Genomic DNA, 20089 nt, shown 5'->3' with positions numbered 1-20089 from the left:
CCTTTCAGAGCACTTCGGTCTTGTAATGGTGCCACATGAACACCGCCGCCGCGCCCCGATGCGGCCGCCACAGTTCGGCGATCTCGCGCGTCGCACGCTCGCTCGGCCGTTCGGCCAGCCCCTTGATGCGCCCCACCTCGATCTGCACGGCAAGGTCTCCGGCGGGCCAGATGTCGGGGCGGCCTTCGGCGAACAGCAGATAGATTTCCGCCGACCAGCGCCCGATGCCTTTCACGGCGCTCAGCAGCGCGATCGCCGCCTCGTCGTCGGCGGGAAGGTTCGCGAAATCGATCTCGCCGGAGGCGGAAAGTCCGGCAAGGCTCTGGGCGTAGCCGATTTTCTGCCGCGAAAGCCCCGCCGCGCGCAGGTCTTCGGCGGATCGCGCAAGCAGCGCGCGGGGGTCCGCGATCGCCCCCACCGCCCCTGCCAGCTTGTTCCAGATGCTGTTCGCGGCCCCGACGCTCACCTGCTGGCCCACGATCGTGCGCAGCAGCGTCTCATAGCCGCGTCCCCGGATACGCGGCTCGGGATAACCGGCCCGGGCGAGCGCTGCCGCCACGTGCGCGTCGCGCGCGGCGATGGCATCGATGCCGTCGCGCAACGCTTCCGCAGTCAAACCCATTCGCCGCTCATGCCTTTTGACAACGCCTGTCTTGCCGCTATTAGGCTTCCCGAATCAAAAGGTCGAGGGAACGGGGTAAGAGATGGCGAAACTGATTGTCGTGTCACGCGACGGATCCGAAAAGACGGTGGAAGCCGAAAACGGCCTGTCCGTGATGGAAGCCATTCGCGACAACGGCTTCGACGAGCTTCTGGCGCTGTGCGGCGGCTGCTGCTCGTGCGCGACGTGCCATGTGTTCGTGGACGATGCGTGGACGGACGTTGTCGGCACCCCCGGCGAGGATGAGAACGACCTGCTCGATTCGTCCGACTACAAGCAGGCCAGTTCACGCCTTTCCTGTCAGATCGAGATGAGCGACGAGCTCGACGGTCTCAAGGTCACCATCGCGCCGGAAGATTGAAGGTCGGGATCGAGGTTGGCGGCCTGAGTTCGGCGCTCGCGTTTTGAAGGCGATTGTTGCAGTCTTGGCGCGATGAAACTCGGTCCGCTTCCCAAACAGGGCTTTTTTGCCGACAAGAACCACGCCTTCTGGGTGCTCCAGATCAGCGGCTGGGCGGCCTATCTGGTGCTCCGCGCGCTCGGCGGGCTCGCCAATTCGATGGGCATCGGCTACGTCGTGCCCACGCTCGTCGCCACTGCGACCGGCTTTTCGCTCACGCTCCTCATGTCCGCCGCGTTTCGCCGCATCATCCGCATGCGCGCGGTGTTCGTGTGGAGCCTCACGCTCATCATCGTGGCGCTCGCCGCCGTTGCCTTTTCCGCGCTAGAAGTCTGGGCGCACGCGCGCTTCTACAACTCCAGCTTCCAGCCCCAGGGCATCCAGTTTTTCGGCGCCATCCTGCTCGATCTCTCCGTGCTCGCGGCATGGACGGGCCTTTACTACGGCATCAACTATTATCTGCTGCTCGACGAACAATCGGAACGGGTGCTGATCCTTTCCGCGCAGGCGAGCGCGGCGCAGCTCGCCATGCTGCGCTATCAGCTCAATCCGCATTTCCTGTTCAACACGCTGAACAGCATTTCCACGCTGGTGCTGCTCAAGGAAACCGAGCGCGCGAACACGATGCTTTCCCGCCTGTCGTCGTTCCTGCGCTACAGCCTGGTCAGCGATCCCACGGAAACGGTTTCGCTGGCGCAGGAGATCGAGGCGCTCAAGCTCTATTTCGAGATCGAACGCATGCGATTCGAAGACCGGCTGCGCACCCGCTTCGACATAGAGGACGCCGCGCTGCACGGTTCGCTTCCCTCGCTGCTGCTGCAGCCGCTTGTCGAAAACGCCATCAAATATGCCGTCACGCCGCAGGAAGAAGGGGCTGAAATCGTTGTGGCGGCACATGTTTCGGGCGACAGGCTGCTGATTTCGATCAGCGACGACGGACCGGGGCTCACCGCAGAAAGATCGTCACTCGTCCCGTCGTCCGGGGTCGGATTGAACAATATTCGCGATAGACTGTTTCAGACCTATGGCGACGACCATCGGTTCGAAATGATATCAAACGTACCTCAGGGGGTCGTCGCCAATATTGAAATCCCGTTCGAGCCCGCAAGTGTTCGGCTCAAGGAGAGCGTTTAATGACGATCCGGACCATATTGGTCGATGATGAGCCTTTGGCCATCAAGGGCCTTGAGATGCGGTTGGAAGCCTTCGATGACATCGAGATCATCGAACGCTGCGCCAACGGGCGCGAAGCCATCCGCGCAATCAAGACGCACAAGCCCGATGTCGTGTTTCTCGACATCCAGATGCCTGGTTTCGATGGGTTTTCCGTCGTCAACGGGCTTGCCGACATCGAACCGCCGCTGGTGGTGTTCGTAACCGCCTACAACGAGTTCGCACTCAAGGCCTTCGACGCCCACGCGGTCGATTACCTGATGAAACCGGTGGACGAGGCCCGTCTCGCCGCCACGATGGAGCGCGTGCGGCAGCGGCTCGGCGAGAAGAACGCCGGTGCTGAAAAAGACCGGCTGCGCGAGCTTCTGCAGGAAGTTGCGCCCGCCGCGGCCGCCGATATCAAGTCCGCGCCGGAACCCCATGCCGCGTCGCGTTTCGAGCGGATGATCAACATCAAGGATCGTGGCCAGATCTTCCGGGTCGATGTGGAAAGCATCGAGCGGATCGACGCGGCAGGTGACTACATGTGCATCTACACCGGCGACAACACGCTGATCCTGCGCGAGACGATGAAGGATCTCGAAAAGCGCCTCGATCCGCGCATCTTCAAGCGCGTTCACCGCTCCACGATCGTCAATCTTGATCAGGTGAAGCAGGTAAAGCCGCACACCAACGGCGAGTGCTTCCTGAAGCTCGGCTCCGGCGCCGAGGTGAAAGTCAGCCGCAGCTACCGGGATGTGGTGGCGCGGTTTTTGTAACACGCCCTTCCCAAATAGGGTTTGGCATGAAAGGCTCTCCGCGAAGCGCGACACATGGTCGCCTCGTGGAGGCCTGCCCATGCGACAGCCAAGAGCAATTCCGAAACAACGGTCCATCACGGTCGTCGCGTGCCCGCGCGCGCGATCGCGTGCGAGCATGTTTCAACTTCATCAACTTCGGCTGAAATCCGGGCGCGCGAGGGCCGGGATTGCGCGTGTTACCGCACATATAACCCTATTGGGCAAGCCCGCCGGTCAGGCACGCACCGCCGCGCCGATGTAATTGATGCGGCGGTCGTCCGACAGTTCGAAGCCGCGCGAGGGGCGGAAGCCGATACCGCGCGTTTCCGTAACCTTGAGTTCGGCGGTCTCCAGCGCGGCGGTCAGTTCCTCGGGCGTCAGGAACCTGTTCCAGTCGTGCGTGCCGCGCGGAATGAAGCGCAGCACCCATTCGGCGCCGACGATCAGCGTGCCGTAGGAGAGTGCCGTGCGGTTCGGGGTCGAGAAGACGAGCAGACCGGCGGGCTTCAACAGACGGGCGATGCCCCGCAGGAAGACCGGCACGTCCGCGACATGCTCGACCACCTCCATGCAGGTGATGAGATCGAAGCGCCCCGCGCCCTCCGCCAGCGCCTCCACGGAGGACTGGCGATAGTCGATGTCAAGCCCCGCATCGGCGGCGTGCGCCTTCGCCACGGCGATCGCTTCGGCCGCCGCGTCGATCGCCGTCACCCGTCCGCCGAGGCGGGCGAGCGGTTCGGCAAGGATGCCGCCGCCGCAGCCGATGTCGAGCACGTCCAGCCCGGAAAGCCACGCCCGGTCCCGCGAATCGCGTCCGAAGTGCGACAGCGCCTGCTCGCGGATGAACGCGAGGCGCACCGGGTTCACCTTGTGAAGCGGCCCCGACGATCCGTCCGCATCCCACCATTCGTGGGCGATGCTGTCGAAAAGTCGGGCCTGCGCGGGGTCGATGGTGCTCGTGGTCATAAAGCCACTGTCGCGCGCCGACGCCCGCGCCGCAAGCCGGGACTAGCTGCAGCTGTGTCGCAGCACGGCGCCGGCGCGCGTATCCTCGAGCTTGCCCTTGTCGAGCGCGACGCGGCCGTTGACGATAACGGTGTCGATGCCCCTCGGATAATCGACCGGGTTGTCCCAGCTCGCCACGTCGTCGAGCGTTTCATAGTCGAACACGACCACGTCCGCCTTCATCCCCTGCCGCACGAGGCCGCGATCGCTGAGGCCCATGCGCTGTGCGGGCCAGCCGGTCATCTTGCGGACGGCGTCCTCCAGCGTCAGCACCGGGCGGCGCTTCACATATTCGGCGATCACCCGCGGAAACGTGCCGTAGGAGCGCGGATGCGGCAGGCCCAGATCATCGATTTCGCCGGGCTTCAGCGCGGCGCCCGCATCGCTGCCGATGCTCGTCCACGGCTGGCGAAGCGCCATCTCGATGTCCTTCTCGTCGATCATGAAATAGAGCGCCATCGAGCGCTTGGGGTAGGCATTGAGCACGATGTCCCACGCCGCGTCGGCGGGATCGAGGCCGAGCGCCTTGCCGATCTCGACGAAGTTCTTGCCGTGAAACTGGGCGTATTTGTCGCTGTGCGCGTTGGCGAGGACGACGCGCTCCCAGCCGCCCGAGGCTTCCACTAGGTTCGACCACCCCTCCATCGAGCCCGCCGCGAGCTGCTCTTTCAATTTCTTGCGGATTTCGGGGTCTTTCAGGCGCTCGAGGCCTTTTTCCTCGCCGTCCGCCCACACCCAGTTCGGCACGGTGATCTCGACCCCGGTGCCGCCCGCCGGATAGGGATACATGTCCGCCGCGACGTCCACGCCGCGCTTGCGCGCCGCCTCGATGGTGGCGACCGCCTTCGCCATGCCCGTGCCCCACGCCGGCGCGTAGGCGTTCTTCAGGTGGTAGATTTCCACCTTCACGCCGCCCTTTTCGCCGATTTCGATGGCTTCCTCGATGGCAGGCACCAGTTTCGCGCTCTCGTCGCGCATGTGCGTCGCATAGAAGCCGTTGCACTGGCCCGCGACCTTCGCAAGTTCGACGAGGTCGGCGGTGGTCTGGAAGCTGCTCGGCGGATAGATGAGCGCGCTCGTTATGCCGAACACGCCCGCCTTCATCGCGGCGGCCACCTCCGCCTTCATCGCCTCCATCTGCGCCTTCGTGGGCGCACCGGCGACATCGCCCATCACCTTAACGCGCGCTTGAGACGTGGCGTAATAGCTGCCGAAGTTGACCCCGATGCCCTGTGTTTCCAGTTTCGAAAAATAGGCGGGAATCTCGGATGCCTCGACCGGCGTGCCGCCCTCGCCCGAAAGCACGGTGGTGACGCCCTGACGCAGCTTGTTCTCCGCCGCGCCGTTCACCGGCAGCACCCGACCGGACTGGTCCATCATGTCGATGAAGCCGGGCGAAACATAGCGCCCCCGCGCATCGATCTCGCGCTTGCCCTTGGCCTTGATCGTCCCGACGGTCGCGATTTTCCCGTCCTTTATGCCGACATCGGCATTCACCCAGGGATTGCCCGCGCCGTCGAGCACGCGCCCGCCGCGGATCACGATATCGTAGTCGGTCGTCTGGGCCGCAGCGGCCCCCGAAGACATCAGCACCACGCCGGCAAGAAAAGCCGCGCGTTTTCCAGGCGATGTGAATCCCATATCTTTTCTCCCTCGTCTGTCTTGTTCCGGCGGCGTCTATTTCAGGCAGTTTTCCACGAGCCTGTCGAATGCCGGGCCCCGGCGGATGGGGTCCGCGACGGGGAGGCCGAGACGCTTGCTCTCCGCTTCCATCAATGCCTCGGCTTCGGCAGCATTCATTGCGCTCGTGTTGAACGCAATGCCGCCGCAGCGGATCGCCGGATTGGTTCGCCGCCCCATAAGCAGATTGAGTTCGATCGTCTCCTCGATCGAGGGCACCTTGAAATCGGGCAGCCCCAGCATCGTCTCGCGCCCCGGCTCGTGGCACACCACGATCACATCGGGCTGGCTGCCGTGCAGAAGCCCAAGCGACACTGCCGCATAGGCCGGGTGAAACAGCGAGCCCTGACCCTCGACCACGTCCCAGTGATCGGGTGCCGCGTCCGGGCTCAGCACCTCGGCCGCGCCCGCCTCGAAATCGGAAACCACCGCATCCATCGGAATGCCGCCGCCCGCGATCATGATGCCGGTCTGGCCCGTCGCACGGAAATCGACATCGACACCGCGCTCCGCAAACGCATTTGCCAGCGACAGCGCCGTGTACTTCTTGCCGAGCGCGCAGTCCGTCCCCACAGCCAGCAGACGCTTGCCCGTCCGTTTGCGGCCCGTACCGATCGGCAGTCCCGCAGGCGGCACGCGAATATCAATGAGGCGCCGCCCCAGCCGCGCGGCGGTTTGCGCAAGCTCGGGCACATCGACAAGGCGGTTGTGCAGCCCGCTGATGATGTCGAGACCCGCTTCGAGCGCTTCCACGAGCGATGCGATCCAGGCCGGGGCGATGACGCCGCCGCGGTTCGCCACGCCGATCAGGACAGCGCGCGCGCCTTCGGCATAGGCTTCCGCCGGTGTCATGACCGGCAGGCCGGTCGTCACGGTCGCGCCGACCGAAAACTCGCCGACGCATTTGTCTCCGGCCCAGTCGCGCACGCCGAAGGCGGTTTTCGCGAAACCCGCTTCGACGGCATCCCCCAGAAACAGGAGATACGGATACGGCAAGCGCGCAGACGCATCCGGGGCCACATCGAAAATCGCATTCATGAACGGCTCCACAGTACATCGTCCTCAGGATGCAGCACACGTCTCCTGATAAGGACAAAATGATCCCAATATGAAATTTGTCAATTCCAACTTAAGTGAATTTCCAGAAATTTCCCTAATTGCAAATCGTTTCAAAAAGTGCAAACTTGCCGATGGAGGGTAACGTCGCGTGTGGTTTGACGAACCCTTTTCAGGGAGAAAACACAACATTCCCGATGGAGGTTCTGGGGAGCGTTCTGCCGGAAATGGTGGCTGACGAGGCGCGGCTCAAAATTGTCCGCCCATCGCCGGTCGAAGCGTCTTGTAACCCGCAACCAAGGCCTGAGCTGCACACATCGCGGCCCGGGGGCGGGTGGCTGCAACCGTAAAAAAGGGGGTCCATGATGACCGATCAATCCACATTCGTCACATCCGGTATATCCGAGGGTCGCCGCCGCTTTCCGGCGAAGGCATTGCTTTGCGCCACGTCCGGCCTCGTCGCCTTGTGGAGCGCGCCGCTGCACGCCCAGGAAACCGCGCCCGATGCCGCGAGCCCGGCTGCGGCCGCCGAGGAAATCATCGTCACCGGTTCGCGCATTCAGCGCAGTGGTTTCACCGCACCGACGCCGACGACCAACATTTCGTCCGAAGATCTCGAACGCATCGCCGCGCCCAATATCGCGGACGCGCTCAATCAGCTTCCCGCGCTGCGCGCGACACTGACCCCGGCAACGTCAACGAACCTCTCGACCGCGCTCGGCGGCAACTTCCTCGATCTGCGCGGCCTTGGCTTCCTGCGGACACTGACCCTGATCGACGGGCGCCGCTATGTCCCGACCACGACAACCGGCGGCCTCAACATCAACACGATCCCGCAAGCGCTGATCGCGGGCACCGACGTCGTCACCGGCGGCGCATCCGCTGCTTATGGTTCGGATGCTGTCGCGGGCGTCGTCAACCTGCGTCTCGACAACAAACTCGAAGGCATCAAAGGGTCGCTTCAGGGCGGCATCACCGACCACAACGACCACCGCAACTTCCTGGCATCGGCAGCCTTTGGCACCAGCTTCGGCGGCGGTCGCGGCCACCTGCTGATCGGCGGCGAAGCGGCACACAACAGCGGCGTCGACAAGATTGGCGATCGCGGCTGGGGCAACAACCCGAGCACGATCTTCAATCCTGATTTTCCACCGCCCCCCCTGCCCTCAAACGGTATTCCTCAATACCTGGTCGTCAACGATGCACGCGCATCGAATGCATCATTCGGCGGTGTCATCAACGGCGTATACTATCCCGGCGCCCTCACCACGCTCGTCCCCGGTCCGTTGCGCGGCATTCAATTCGCGCCCGACGGCACTCCGATCCCGTTTACCTACGGATCGCTTGTCACCGCTACGACGATGAACGGCGGCGACGGCGTTCCCTCGACGTCTGATCTCGTTCTCGAAACGCCGGTGAAGCGCTACTCCGGTTTCGGGCGCCTGACGTACGAAGTCGCCGACGACGTTGAGGTTTTCGCAGAGTTTGCCTACGGTCGCACGGAATCCAACAATCCGAGCATCCTCGGCAACGACATGATCCGGATCAAGCCGGACAATGCCTATCTGGCAGAGTCCATTCGCGATGTAATGCTAGCGAACAACATCGCAGAATTTCAGCTCGGTCGCAGTCTCAAGGATTATGGGCGCGGCGCAATCGACGTAACAACGGATACCTGGCAATTCACCGGCGGTGCCAAGGGCCAGTTCGGTGAGGGCTGGAGCTGGGACGCCTATTACGGTTTCGGCAAAACCCACAACCTCGCTCTGTTCACCGGCAGCCGCATCACGGCCAATTGGAGCCTTGCGATGGACGCCGTGTTCCATCCAGATTCCGGTGCGATCGTGTGCCGCTCGAGCATAACCGATCCCACCAACGGCTGCGTTCCAATGAACGTACTCGGTGAAGGGAATGTAACGCAGGAGGCCAAGAATTACATTCTCGGCACCGCCGTCCGCGACTGGAAGATCAAGCAGCGCGTGGCTGCGTTCGCCGTGCGCGGCGAGCCGTTCTCGACCTGGGCCGGTTCGGTTTCGCTCGCATTCGGTGGTGAATACCGCAAACAGACCGTAGACGTCACATCCGACCCGCTTTCGCAACTGGGCGCCTACCGGGTCGGCAACGCGCAGCCGTGGTCGGGCGATGTCAACGTCAAGGAGGGCTTTCTCGAAGTCCTCGTGCCGCTGGCCGCTGACCAAAGCTGGGCGAAGGCCATCGATCTCAATCTCGCGGGCCGCGTGACCGACTACAGCACGTCAGGCACCGTGAAGACCTGGAAGATCGGCGCGACTTACGACGTGAACGACTCGATCCGGTTACGGGCGACGCGGTCGCGTGACATTCGCGCACCCGGCCTCGATGAATTGTTCGCTTCGGGCAACACGTTCATTTTCGGGATCAACGATCCGGTTCTGGGTACAAGCTATAACGTGCAGAACATTCAGGGCGGCAATCCGGACCTGAAGCCAGAGGAAGCGGACACGCTGACGTTCGGCGTGGTCTTCACGCCCGCGTTTCTCCCGCGTTTCCGTATGTCGATCGACTATTACGATCTCGAGTTGAAGGGCGCGATAAACTCGCTCGCGATATCTGCGATCGTGAATCGCTGCTACACTGACACTCCGGCGCTCTGCTCGCTTATCACGCGGCCTACACCCACGAGCCAGATCACCGTCGTTCGTTCGGCGCCGGCGAACTTCCAGAGCATCAAGCTGCGCGGCGTCGATGTCGAGCTGGGCTATGGCCTCCCCCTGTTTGATGGCAATCTCGATCTGCGCGCGCTCATCAACTACACGGACAAGCTCGATCTCGTGGACGGCGCCAACACGACGCACCTCGCGGGAAATACCGAGCTGATCACGATCCAGGGTGTCGGCGGCACACCGCACTGGCGTTTCAACACAAGTGCTACGTTCGCCACGGATGCTTATAAACTGGCGCTGACCGGCCGTTATGTCGGTGGCGGCATCATCACGCAGAACGGGTCAGTCGACAAGGAAAGCGTCAACGGCCGCTTGTATTTCGATATCATGGGCGAAGTGACCCTTATCGACAACGGCGACCGCCGTGTCGCACTGTTCGCAACGATCCAGAACCTCACCGACAATGATCCGCCGATCACAGCCTGGAACGGCTACGGCACGACGCGCAGCCTCTACGACATGATCGGGCGTGTCTACAACGCCGGTGTCCGCTTCAAGTTCTAAACGCCAGGGGCGGTCCGGAGTATGGGCTGGGCCGCCCTCAATTCCTTACTCCGGGTCTTTCCTGAGAGGATTGAGAACCGACTTCAGATCGGCATCGGTTGCCGAACAGATGGACAGAATGCGGCACGGGCCATCCCCCACCGCGACATAGGCGTGGCCCATACTGCCGTCGAAGTAGACAGAGTCCCCCGTGGACATCAGAGAGGGAGCATAAAGGTCGCAATGAAATTCGCACTGGCCTTCCAGAACCAGCGCATACTCCTCGCCCGGATGCCGCATCATGTCGCCGAATTCAGCGATCGATCGTACCTGGACATCGATGATCATGGGATTGAGCGATTTGTTGAGAAGGTCGGCGGAAGGATAGACGTAATCGTAAGTTGCGGTGCGTATCCTCGGCCCATCGCCGGCGCGCGTGATCGTCCGGCGTCCGGTGGCGAGCGATTTTCCCGCGGAAGCCGGCTTCGACGCCGCGAACAGCCGCGTGATATCGATGTCGAGACCCCGGCTGAGACGCATGAGTTTCTCGTAGCTGAGCGAAATCTTGCCTGTTTCAACCTTGGACAATGTCGAAATCGGCATGCCGGTCCGCTTGCTGACCTCCGCGAGCGTCATACCGCGTTCGGTACGGATACCGCGCAAAACCTCGCCCGGGTCGGTATCCGTAGGCGAAGCCGATGCCCCACGCGTGGGGCTGCGGTTGGCAGTAGACATTTTCTTCCTCTCCCGAAGCCGCAAAGTAGCAGAGCAGCACCCAACTGTCATTGCGGCGAAACGAAATTAGCTACATCAGATTTTTCAAAAATAGACAAATGTGAAAATCACCCGTGGCGGCCGCTTCGCCGTCCACCGCAGCATTAGTGGTAACAGATGAAAGGATTGCCCATGCGACGCGCTCCCCTCCTGGCCCTCTTCACCGCCGCCCTGCTCGCCTCCGGCCCGATGGCGGCACCGGTTCTGGCGGCGCCTGCTGCTGCGACCGCCCAGAGCCGCCTGTCGGACGCATTCAAGCTGTTCGCCGAGCAGACTGACGGCACGGTCGGCGTCGCCGTGCAGGCCGTGGACGGCAAGACGATGGCAACGCTGAACGCGGGCACGACGTTCCCGATGGCCAGCACGTTCAAGATCGCCGTCGCGGGCAAGATCTTCGAGCGGATCGACAAGGGCGAACTGACGCTTGAACAGATGGTGACGGTCGATCCGAAGCTGCTCGTCGGCTCCTACGGGATGGCGGTGCAGACGCCGCATCCGGGCATCGCCCTGTCCATCTACAACCTCCTTGAATTCATGATGACCCAGAGCGACAACACCTCCACCGACGTGCTGGTGGCGCTCGCGGGCGGCCCGGCGGGCGTCACTGCGTGGCTGCGCGGCCAGGGCATCACCGGGCAGCGCGTCGATGGCGATACCGCGCGCCTCATCTACCGCGCGATGGGCATCGAAAACCCGAGCCTGCCCACGTTCAAGGAAAATGTGGAGGCGGCGATCAAGGCTGACCCCGCAATGCGCGATCGCGGCCCGAACGTGCCGTTCAACGCCGATCCGCGCGACGCCTCCACGCCAGAGGCGATGGTGCAGCTTCTGCTCCGGATCCATTCGGGCAAGGCGATGAGCGCGAAGAGCACCAAGACGCTGATCGAGATCATGGAGCGCTGCCGCACCGGCGCGACGCGCCTCAAGGGCCTGCTGCCCTCCGACACCGTCATCGCGCACAAGACCGGCACGCTGAACTCGGTGGCGAACGACGTGGGCATCATCACGCTCCCCGGCGGCAAACAGTTCGCGATCGCGGTGTTCGTGAAGGGCGATACCAAGGGCAAGGAGGTGCAGGACAAGGTGATCGCCGACATCGGGCGTGTCGCCTACGACCACTTCCTCACCGCCAACTGAAACCGGGAGCAATCACATGAAGATGCGGACCAAGGCTGCGCTCGGCGCCGTGTTGCTGACGGCATTCGCCCCGGCGGCGCAGGCCGACGAGAAATGGGATTTCCTGATCACCAACGCGCGTATCGTGGACGGGAGCGGGAACCCGTGGTTTCGCGGCGCGATCGCCATCGACGACGGCAAGATCGTGTGGGTCGGCAACGAGACGACCGATACGCTGCGGGCGGCACGGGTCATCGATGCGAAGGATAGGGTCGTTTCCCCCGGCTTCATGGATTTCATGGGGCAGAGCACGCTTGTCTACGTGACCAATCCGGCTTCGGCGCAATCGCGGCTGACGCAGGGGATTACGGTGCATCTGAGCGGGGAAGGCGGATCGCCCGCGCCGCAAAGCGAGACGACCCAGCCTGATCCCGTCATGATCCAGGGCAAGCCGTATCGCTGGCGCACCTACAAGGACTATTTCGACATCCTGGAGACGCTCGGCGTGCCCGTGAACGTCGTCCACAACGTCGGCGCGGCGCAGGTACGCCGCGTCGTGATGGGCGTCGAGGACCGGAAGCCCAGCCCGCGCGAAATGGAAACGATGAAAAAGCTGGTGGACGAGGCGATGCGCGACGGCGCCTCGGGCCTCTCCACCGCGCTCATCTACCCGCCTGGCAATTATCAGACCACGACGGAACTCGTCGAACTCGCGAAGATGGTGAAGCCCTACGGCGGCTTCTATTCCACGCACATGCGCAACGAGAGCAACCAGCTGCTCGAAGCCATCGACGAGTCGATCGCGATCGGCAAGGGCGCCGGAATCCCGGTGCAGATCTACCACCTGAAAGCGGCGGGCGTGAAGAACTGGCCGCTGATGCAGAAGGCGGTGGACAAGATCGCCGACGCGCGCACGGCAGGCCTCGACGTCACCACCGACATCTATCCCTATGTGCGCAACGGCATCGGCCTCGGCTCCTTCGTGCCGCCGTGGTCCTACGCAAAGGGACCGGAAGCCTTCTACAAGACGCTCTCCGACCCCAAGGTGCGCGCCGACCTGCGCAAGGTCGTGGAAACCGACACGTTGTGGGAGAACTGGTACGACCATGTCGGGCAGGACTGGGCGAACGTCCAGATCACCGACGACAGGCTCGGCAAGGAACTCGCAGGCCTCAGCATTGCCGAAGCGGCGAAGCTGCGCGGCAAGGACACGTGGACGTTCGTGTTCGACACCATCGCAGAGGGCGGCGTCAGCGTTGCGCCGCTGAGCATGAACGAGGAACAGAAGCGCATCGCGCTGAAGGCGCCGTTCGTGATGATCAATACGGACACCTCGCCCGCGAGCCCCGACGTCGACGGCATCGCCACGCATCCGCGCGCCTACGGCACGATGCCGCGCGTGCTCGCGAAATACGTGCGCGACGAGAAGGTGATCCCGCTCGAGGAAGCCATCCGGCGCATGACGTCCGCATCGGCAAACCGGCTCGGCCTGTTCGATCGCGGCAAGCTCAGCGTCGGCTATGCGGCCGACGTCGTGATCTTCGACCCCGACACCGTGCAGGACCGCGCCACGTTCGAGAATCCGGCGCAGTATTCAACCGGCATGGACTACGTGTTCGTGAACGGCGTGCTTGCGATCGACGACGGCAAGATGACCGGCGCGCGGGCGGGCAAGGTGATCCGCTACGACCGGACGCAAAAATAAAGACCCGAGCAAGGAAAAGAGAGACAAATGGGGATTATCCTGCCGCCGGAATCATTCGATTGGCGGATCAAGGGCCTGCCAGCGACATGGCGGGGAGATGCAGAGGCGCTGGCGGGCGCCGGGCTTTCCGTGCTCAACGAGGATCTGATGCTGCCCGCCGCCGTGCTGCGCCGCTCCGCACTGGAACATAACAGCGGCTGGATGAAGCGTTTCACGGAGCGCACCGGCACGCAGATCGCACCCCACGGCAAGACGACGATGAGCCCCGAACTCTTCGCCATGCAGATGGCGGACGGTGCGTGGGGGATTACGGCGGCAACCCCGTGTCACGTACGCGCCTACCGCGCGTTCGGCATCGACACGATCTTCATGGCGAACCAGCTCGTGGGCCGCGAGAACATCGCCTATGTCGCGGCTGAACTGCGCGACAATCCCGGCTTGGATTTCTACTGCCTTGTGGATTCGATGCGCGCCATCGACCTGCTTGAAGCTGGGCTCTCTGCGACCCCTGCGGGCAGGCGTCTTCAGGTGCTGATCGAACTTGGCATCCCCGGCGGCCGCACGGGCTTCCGCGACAATGCCGAGGCGCTGGCGGCGGCAGAGCGGATCGCCGCCTCGCCTCATGTTTGCCTGCGCGGCATCGAGGCGTTCGAGGGCATCATCCAGAGCCTGGAAGTCGCCGAACGCGACGCGAAGGTCGATGCGCTGTTGCAGCGGATCGTCCGGCTCGGCGAACACTGCCACGACGCGGGCCTGTTTTCCGGCGAGCCGATACTTTCTGCGGGCGGTTCAGCGCTGTTCGATCGTGTCGCGGAGACATTCGGCGCAGCGCGGAAAGAGCGGCCCTTCCTCGTGCTGCTGCGCAGCGGCTGTTACCTTGTGCACGACAGCCATTTCTACCGGCAGCTCATCGACCAGATGGAAGCCCGATCCCCGATCGCGGCAAGCCTCGGCGATGGTCTGCGCCCCGCGCTTGAAGTGTGGGCCTATGTGCATTCGCGCCCCGAACCGACGCGCGTGATCGCAGGCCTCGGCAAGCGCGATATCGGCGAAGATGTCGCCCGGCCCATGCTCCTGGCGTGGGTGCGCCCAGGGCCCGGCGCAGCGCCGCTCCCGGTTGACGACACGCACCGCGTCATGCGGCTCGACGATCAGCACGCCTATATCGATGTTCCGGCGGACTCTCCGTTGCAGCCGGGCGACATGATCGCGCTGGGCATTTCGCATCCGTGCACCACGTTCGACAAATGGAAGCTGCTGTATATCGTGGACGATGCACTGGTCGTGACCGGATCGGTGCGGACATATTTCTGAGCCGTCGAAGGTTCGTGGGGATGGAGGCGTTATGATGAAAAGACTGCTCGCATGGGTAATCGTGGTGACGGCGCCCGCCGCCGCGCTGGCACAGGCGCCGGACCCTGTCCTTGACCGCGCCGCCGTGCTGATCGCTGACGCGGCCCAGTGGGAGATCCGTGAAAAGCAGATCCCTTCGATCGCCGTGGCGATCGTCGGCCCGGACGGCGTTCGCTGGGCTGGCGCGTGGGGCAAAGCCGATGCGGAAGGCAAGGTGCCCGCCTCCGCCGATACGGTCTATCGCGCCGGTTCGGTGAGCAAGCTGTTCACCGATGTCGCCGTGATGAAGCTCGTCGAGCAGGGCAAACTCGATCTCGACACGCCGGTCCGCACCTACCTGCCGACCTTCCAGCCGAAGAACCCGTTCGGCGGCGAGATCACACTGCGCCAGTTGATGACGCACCGCAGCGGGCTGGTGCGCGAATCCCCGCGTGGCAACTATTTCGACGTCGCGCCCAAGGACCAGGCCGACACCGTGCAAAGCCTGAACGAGACGGCGCTCGTCGCGGCGCCCGGCAGCATCACCAAATATTCGAACGCCGGAATTGCCGTCGTCGGCGAGGTCGTCGCCCGCGTTACCGGCATGTCCTTCGAAAAGGCGCTGCACAGCCTTGTGCTGGACCCGCTCGGCATGACGTCGAGCGGGCTTACAGCTGCGCCTTTTGCCGGACGCGTCGCCTATAGCGAAATGGCCGCGTTCGACGGCCCGCGCGTCGCCGCGCCGCCGATCGAACTCGGCATGCCTGCCGCCGGAAGCCTGTACACAACCTCCGGCGACCTCGGGCGCTTCGCGCAGGCTCTGCTGAACAAGGGTGCGATCCCGAACGGCCGCATGCTGAACGCCGCCTCGCTCGACGAAATGTGGAGGCGCCAGTACCCGGATCCGGGCACGCGCATCTTCGGTCTCGGCTTCGTCGTGGCGGACATGGACGGCAAGCGCGTCGTCGGCCACGGCGGCGCCATCTATGGTCATTCGACGCAGCTTCTGGTGATGCCGGACGCGGGCCTCGGCGTCATCGCGTTCACGACCGTGGATGCTTCGAACGCGATCACGAACAAGCTGGCCGACTATGCGCTGCGCACCGTTCTCGCGCTGAAGGCCGGAACCGAGCCGCCCGCGTTCGCGAAAGGCGCGCTTGTGACGGGCGCGGAGGCGAAGCGGCTTTCCGGCTGGTTCTCGAACGGCAAGCGAAGCGTCAGCACGCGCATCTACAACGGCCGCCTCGTCATCGATGCGCCCGAACTCGTCGGCGATATCCGCCGGACGGCAACGGGCTACATCGTGGAAGACGCGCAGACACGTTTCGAAGCGCTCGCCCTCGCCGATGACGCCTCGTGGATCGAGGTCGGCGGTGTTCGCTACGCGCGCGGCGAGATGCCCGAGCCGCCGCTGCCGAACGCCGAGCTTGCCTCGCTGGTGGGCGACTACGGCTGGGCGCACAATGTGCTTCGCATCTATGAGCGCGACGGCAGGCCCTTCGTGTGGATCGAATGGACCGAGCACACGGAACTGACGCGGACCGCGGCGGACCGCTATGCGTTCCCCCTGGATCGCAGCCTCTACCCGTTCGAGGCGCTGACGTTCGAACGCGATACGGCAGGCAACGTCACCGCCGCCGACCTCGGCGGCATCCGCTTCCCGCGCCGCGATTTCGGCGCCGAGGTGGAGGCGAATATTCGCGCCGGCGTTCAGGCGAACTTCGCCGGACTTCGTGCCGCCGCACTCGCCGCCACGCCGCCGCAGGAGCCGCCCACGGCAAAACCGAGCGACCTGTATGCGATCACCGCGGCCGATCCCACCATCCGGCTCGATGTGCGCTACGCGGGCACCAACAATTTCATGGGCGTTCCGATCTATGAAAGCGCCCGCGCCTATCTGCAGCGGCCCGCCGCCGAGGCGCTGGCGCGCGTCCATCAGGCGGTGCGCAAGCGCGGCTACGGTCTGCTCATCTACGACGCCTATCGGCCCTGGTATGTGACCAAGATGTTCTGGGATGCCAGCCCGGTTTCCAGCCGCATGTTCGTGGCCGACCCCTCGAAGGGTTCGCGCCACAACCGGGGTGCGGCGGTCGATCTCACCCTGTTCGACCTGAAAACGGGTCAGCCGGTTGAAACCACGGGCCGTTACGACGAGTTTTCGACGCGGTCCTACTCCAACTTCGTGGGCGGCACCGACCACCAGCGCTGGCTCCGCGAGGTGCTGCGCAGCGCGATCGAGGCCGAGGGCTTCGACGTGTATGCGGAGGAGTGGTGGCACTTCGATTACGGCGACTGGCGGGACTATCCCATCGGCAGCAAGACATTCGAGGAACTCGAAGGCCGCAGCCGCCGTTGACCCCCCGCGCTGTTTGATCGGAATCATGGAACAGGCGTGAAGCCCGGCGCAAAAAACTTGCGCCGGGCGCTTGCGTTGCAAAACTGCAACACCATATCGCGCTCAGTCCATGATTGCCCGAACAGGGGATGAAAACGCCATGAATATCGAGAAGTTCAGCGACCGCGCCAAAGGATTCCTGCAGTCCGCGCAGACCGTCGCGATCCGCATGAACCACCAGCGTGTGGCGCCCGAGCATCTGCTGAAGGCACTGCTGGAGGACGATCAGGGCATGGCCTCCGGCCTCATCGCGAAAGCGGGCGGCGATGCCCGCGCGGCAACGCGTGAAGTCGATCAGGCGCTTTCCAGGCATGCGCAGGTTTCGGGCGGCGGCGCGCAGGGCGTGCAGTGGGATAACGACACCGTGCGCGTGCTGACGCAGGCCGAGGAGGTCGCGAAGAAGGCGGGCGACAGCTTCGTCACGGTCGAGCGGCTGCTGCTGGCGCTGACGCTGGCCAGGGAAACCGCCGCGGGCAAGGCGCTCGCTGCCGCGGGCCTCACGCCGCAAGGGCTCAACAGCGCGATCGAAGACCTGCGCCAGGGCCGCACCGCCGACACGGCAAGCGCGGAGGACCGCTATGACGCGCTGAAGAAATTCGCGCGCGACCTGACGCAAGCCGCGCGCGAGGGCAAGCTCGACCCGGTGATCGGCCGCGACGAGGAAATCCGCCGCACCATCCAGGTGCTGGCAAGGCGCACCAAGAACAACCCCGTGCTGATCGGCGAGCCGGGCGTGGGCAAGACCGCGATCGCCGAGGGGCTGGCGTTGCGCATCGCCAACGGCGACGTGCCCGACGGCATCAAGGACCGCGCCGTGATGGCGCTCGACATGGGCAGCCTGATCGCGGGCGCGAAGTATCGCGGCGAGTTCGAGGAGCGCCTGAAGGGCGTGCTCGACGAGGTGAAGGCCGCCGAGGGCGACATCATCCTGTTCATCGACGAGATGCACACGCTGATCGGTGCGGGCAAATCCGAGGGCGCGATGGACGCCTCCAACCTGCTGAAGCCCGCGCTCGCGCGCGGCGAACTGCACTGCATCGGCGCCACCACGCTCGACGAATATCGCAAGCATGTGGAGAAAGACCCTGCCCTGCAGCGCCGCTTCCAGCCCGTGTTCGTCGGCGAGCCGACCGTAGAGGACACGATCTCGATCCTGCGCGGCCTGAAGGAGAAATACGAACTGCACCACGGTGTGCGCATCACCGACGGCGCGCTGGTTTCCGCCGCGACGCTTTCGAACCGCTACATCACCGACCGCTTCCTGCCCGACAAGGCCATCGACCTGATGGACGAAGCCGCATCGCGCCTGCGCATGGAGGTGGAATCCAAGCCCGAGGAGATCGAGAATCTCGACCGGCGCATCATCCAGCTGAAGATCGAGCGCGAGGCGCTGAAGAAGGAGAAGGACGAGGCTTCCAAGGACAGGCTGGCCAATCTGGAGCGCGACCTCGCCGATCTGGAGGAGCAGTCGCGCGAACTGACCGCGCGCTGGCAGGCCGAGCGCGAGAAGATGCAGTCTGAAACGAAGCTGAGGGAACAGCTCGACGCCGCGCGCAGCGAACTGGAACAGGCGCAGCGTTCGGGCGATCTCGCCCGCGCCGGCGAACTCTCCTACGGCGTCATCCCGGGGCTCGAAAAGCAGCTCGCGGAGGCTGAAGGCGCCGGCAAGGGCGCGATGGTGCGCGAAGAGGTGACCGCCGACGACATCGCGGGCGTCGTCTCGCGCTGGACGGGTATTCCGGTGGACCGGATGCTGGAAGGCGAGCGCGAGAAGCTGCTGCAGATGGAAGCGCTGATCGGAAAACGCGTGATCGGGCAGGAAGACGCGGTGAAGGCCGTGTCCGCAGCCGTGCGCCGCGCGCGCGCGGGGCTTCAGGATCCCAACCGGCCGCTGGGTAGCTTCCTGTTCCTCGGGCCGACCGGTGTCGGCAAGACCGAACTCACCAAGGCGCTCGCCGAATTCCTGTTCGACGACGCGGGCGCGATGGTTCGGATCGACATGAGCGAGTTCATGGAGAAACACAGCGTCTCCCGCCTGATCGGCGCGCCTCCGGGCTATGTCGGTTATGACGAGGGCGGCGTGCTGACCGAAGCGGTGCGGCGGCGGCCCTATCAGGTCGTGCTGTTCGACGAGGTGGAGAAGGCGCACGCGGACGTCTTCAACGTGCTGCTGCAGGTGCTCGACGACGGGCGGCTGACCGACAGCCAGGGCCGTACGGTGGATTTCACCAACACGATCATCATCCTCACCTCGAACCTCGGTTCGCAGTACCTGTCGTCACTGCGTGACGATCAGACGGTGAAGGATGTGGAGGACGAGGTGATGGCGGTGGTGCGCGGGCATTTCCGGCCCGAGTTCCTGAACCGGCTCGACGAGATCATCCTGTTCCACCGGCTGGCACAGGCGCACATGGGGCCGATCGTCGATCTGCAGGTGCTGCGCGTGCAGAAGCTGCTCGCCGACCGGAAGATCACCATCGACCTCACCGATGCCGCAAGAGCCTGGCTGGGGCGGGTTGGTTACGACCCGGTCTACGGTGCAAGGCCGCTGAAACGCGCCGTGCAGAAGTATCTGCAAGACCCCCTCGCCGACAAGATCCTGTCGGGCGAGATCGGTGACGGTGCAGGCGTGAAGGTGGATGAAGGCGACGGCGCGCTGGCGTTTCAGGTCGTATAAAAAAAGGGGCGACCGCAAGGCCGCCCCTTCCCATTCAATTAGAACTTCGTTCGAACTAGGAGCTGTCTGCATTCACAGGATTCCCTTTGAGTTGGAGTTCTGATTCAAGGTCGTGGAAGGAGACGAACCTTGAGCAGACGGGTTTTGACGG

General features: G+C 64.0%; 14 protein-coding genes. 9 read left to right on the top strand and 5 right to left on the bottom strand.

The window, feature by feature from the left end; genetic code table 11:
* Nucleotides 1-4 precede the first annotated feature (4 nt).
* Nucleotides 5-622, bottom strand: coding sequence for a DNA-3-methyladenine glycosylase family protein (locus GGQ98_RS03245; RefSeq protein WP_184065048.1), 618 nt, complete (start codon nucleotides 620-622; stop codon nucleotides 5-7).
* Nucleotides 623-704: 82 nt separating this feature from the next.
* Here GGQ98_RS03245 and GGQ98_RS03240 point away from each other — a divergent pair, with 82 nt between their 5' ends.
* The 3 genes from GGQ98_RS03240 (at nucleotide 705) to GGQ98_RS03230 (ending at nucleotide 2992) form a co-directional block, all read left to right on the top strand.
* Nucleotides 705-1022, top strand: coding sequence for a 2Fe-2S iron-sulfur cluster-binding protein (locus GGQ98_RS03240; RefSeq protein WP_184065045.1), 318 nt, complete (start codon nucleotides 705-707; stop codon nucleotides 1020-1022).
* Between the two features lie 72 nt (nucleotides 1023-1094).
* Entirely contained in the window at nucleotides 1095-2195 is a 1101-nt protein-coding gene (locus GGQ98_RS03235) for a sensor histidine kinase (protein ID WP_184065042.1), read from the top strand.
* Entirely contained in the window at nucleotides 2195-2992 is a 798-nt protein-coding gene (locus GGQ98_RS03230) for a LytR/AlgR family response regulator transcription factor (protein WP_184065040.1), read from the top strand. The genes GGQ98_RS03235 and GGQ98_RS03230 overlap by 1 nt, the downstream gene beginning before the upstream one ends.
* Before the next feature lie 255 nt (nucleotides 2993-3247).
* Here the strand turns inward: GGQ98_RS03230 and ubiG are convergent, their stop codons facing one another.
* Genes ubiG through GGQ98_RS03215 form a run of 3 tightly spaced genes read right to left on the bottom strand, consistent with a single transcriptional unit; the run spans nucleotide 3248 to nucleotide 6736 of the window.
* Nucleotides 3248-3979, bottom strand: coding sequence for a bifunctional 2-polyprenyl-6-hydroxyphenol methylase/3-demethylubiquinol 3-O-methyltransferase UbiG (gene ubiG / locus GGQ98_RS03225; RefSeq protein ID WP_184065037.1), 732 nt, complete (start codon nucleotides 3977-3979; stop codon nucleotides 3248-3250).
* 42 nt (nucleotides 3980-4021) lie between these two features.
* The gene (locus tag GGQ98_RS03220; RefSeq protein ID WP_184065034.1) at nucleotides 4022-5659 is read right to left on the bottom strand and encodes an N-acyl-D-amino-acid deacylase family protein; all 1638 of its coding nucleotides are present in this window, start codon (nucleotides 5657-5659) and stop codon (nucleotides 4022-4024) included.
* Nucleotides 5660-5695: 36 nt separating this feature from the next.
* On the bottom strand, nucleotides 5696-6736 hold the full coding sequence (locus GGQ98_RS03215; protein WP_184065031.1) for an N-acetyltransferase DgcN family protein: 1041 nt from the start codon (nucleotides 6734-6736) through the stop codon (nucleotides 5696-5698).
* A gap of 383 nt (nucleotides 6737-7119) precedes the next feature.
* On the opposite strand from GGQ98_RS03215, the gene GGQ98_RS03210 reads away from it, so the two are divergent.
* Nucleotides 7120-9960: a TonB-dependent receptor domain-containing protein gene (locus GGQ98_RS03210; protein ID WP_184065028.1), complete on the top strand. Its 2841-nt coding sequence runs from the start codon at nucleotides 7120-7122 to the stop codon at nucleotides 9958-9960.
* A gap of 45 nt (nucleotides 9961-10005) precedes the next feature.
* Here the strand turns inward: GGQ98_RS03210 and GGQ98_RS03205 are convergent, their stop codons facing one another.
* The gene (locus GGQ98_RS03205; RefSeq protein ID WP_184065025.1) at nucleotides 10006-10674 is read right to left on the bottom strand and encodes a helix-turn-helix domain-containing protein; all 669 of its coding nucleotides are present in this window, start codon (nucleotides 10672-10674) and stop codon (nucleotides 10006-10008) included.
* A gap of 171 nt (nucleotides 10675-10845) precedes the next feature.
* Here GGQ98_RS03205 and bla point away from each other — a divergent pair, with 171 nt between their 5' ends.
* The 5 genes from bla (at nucleotide 10846) to clpB (ending at nucleotide 19938) form a co-directional block, all read left to right on the top strand.
* A complete protein-coding gene (bla, locus tag GGQ98_RS03200) occupies nucleotides 10846-11850 on the top strand; it encodes a class A beta-lactamase (protein WP_184065022.1) in 1005 nt (334 codons plus the stop codon).
* 16 nt (nucleotides 11851-11866) lie between these two features.
* On the top strand, nucleotides 11867-13534 hold the full coding sequence (locus tag GGQ98_RS03195; protein ID WP_184065019.1) for an N-acyl-D-amino-acid deacylase family protein: 1668 nt from the start codon (nucleotides 11867-11869) through the stop codon (nucleotides 13532-13534).
* Nucleotides 13535-13561: 27 nt separating this feature from the next.
* Nucleotides 13562-14848, top strand: coding sequence for an alanine racemase (locus GGQ98_RS03190; protein ID WP_184065016.1), 1287 nt, complete (start codon nucleotides 13562-13564; stop codon nucleotides 14846-14848).
* A gap of 34 nt (nucleotides 14849-14882) precedes the next feature.
* On the top strand, nucleotides 14883-17222 hold the full coding sequence (locus GGQ98_RS03185) for a serine hydrolase (RefSeq protein ID WP_184065013.1): 2340 nt from the start codon (nucleotides 14883-14885) through the stop codon (nucleotides 17220-17222).
* Nucleotides 17223-17361: 139 nt separating this feature from the next.
* The gene (gene clpB, locus GGQ98_RS03180) at nucleotides 17362-19938 is read left to right on the top strand and encodes an ATP-dependent chaperone ClpB (protein ID WP_184065009.1); all 2577 of its coding nucleotides are present in this window, start codon (nucleotides 17362-17364) and stop codon (nucleotides 19936-19938) included.
* Nucleotides 19939-20089 lie beyond the last annotated feature (151 nt).

The organism is Sphingosinicella soli, assembly GCF_014199685.1.
Classification (GTDB): Bacteria; Pseudomonadota; Alphaproteobacteria; order Sphingomonadales; family Sphingomonadaceae; genus Sphingosinicella; species Sphingosinicella soli.
Note: the sequence above shows the minus strand (reverse complement) of the source record. Positions and strands in the feature narration are given on the sequence as shown.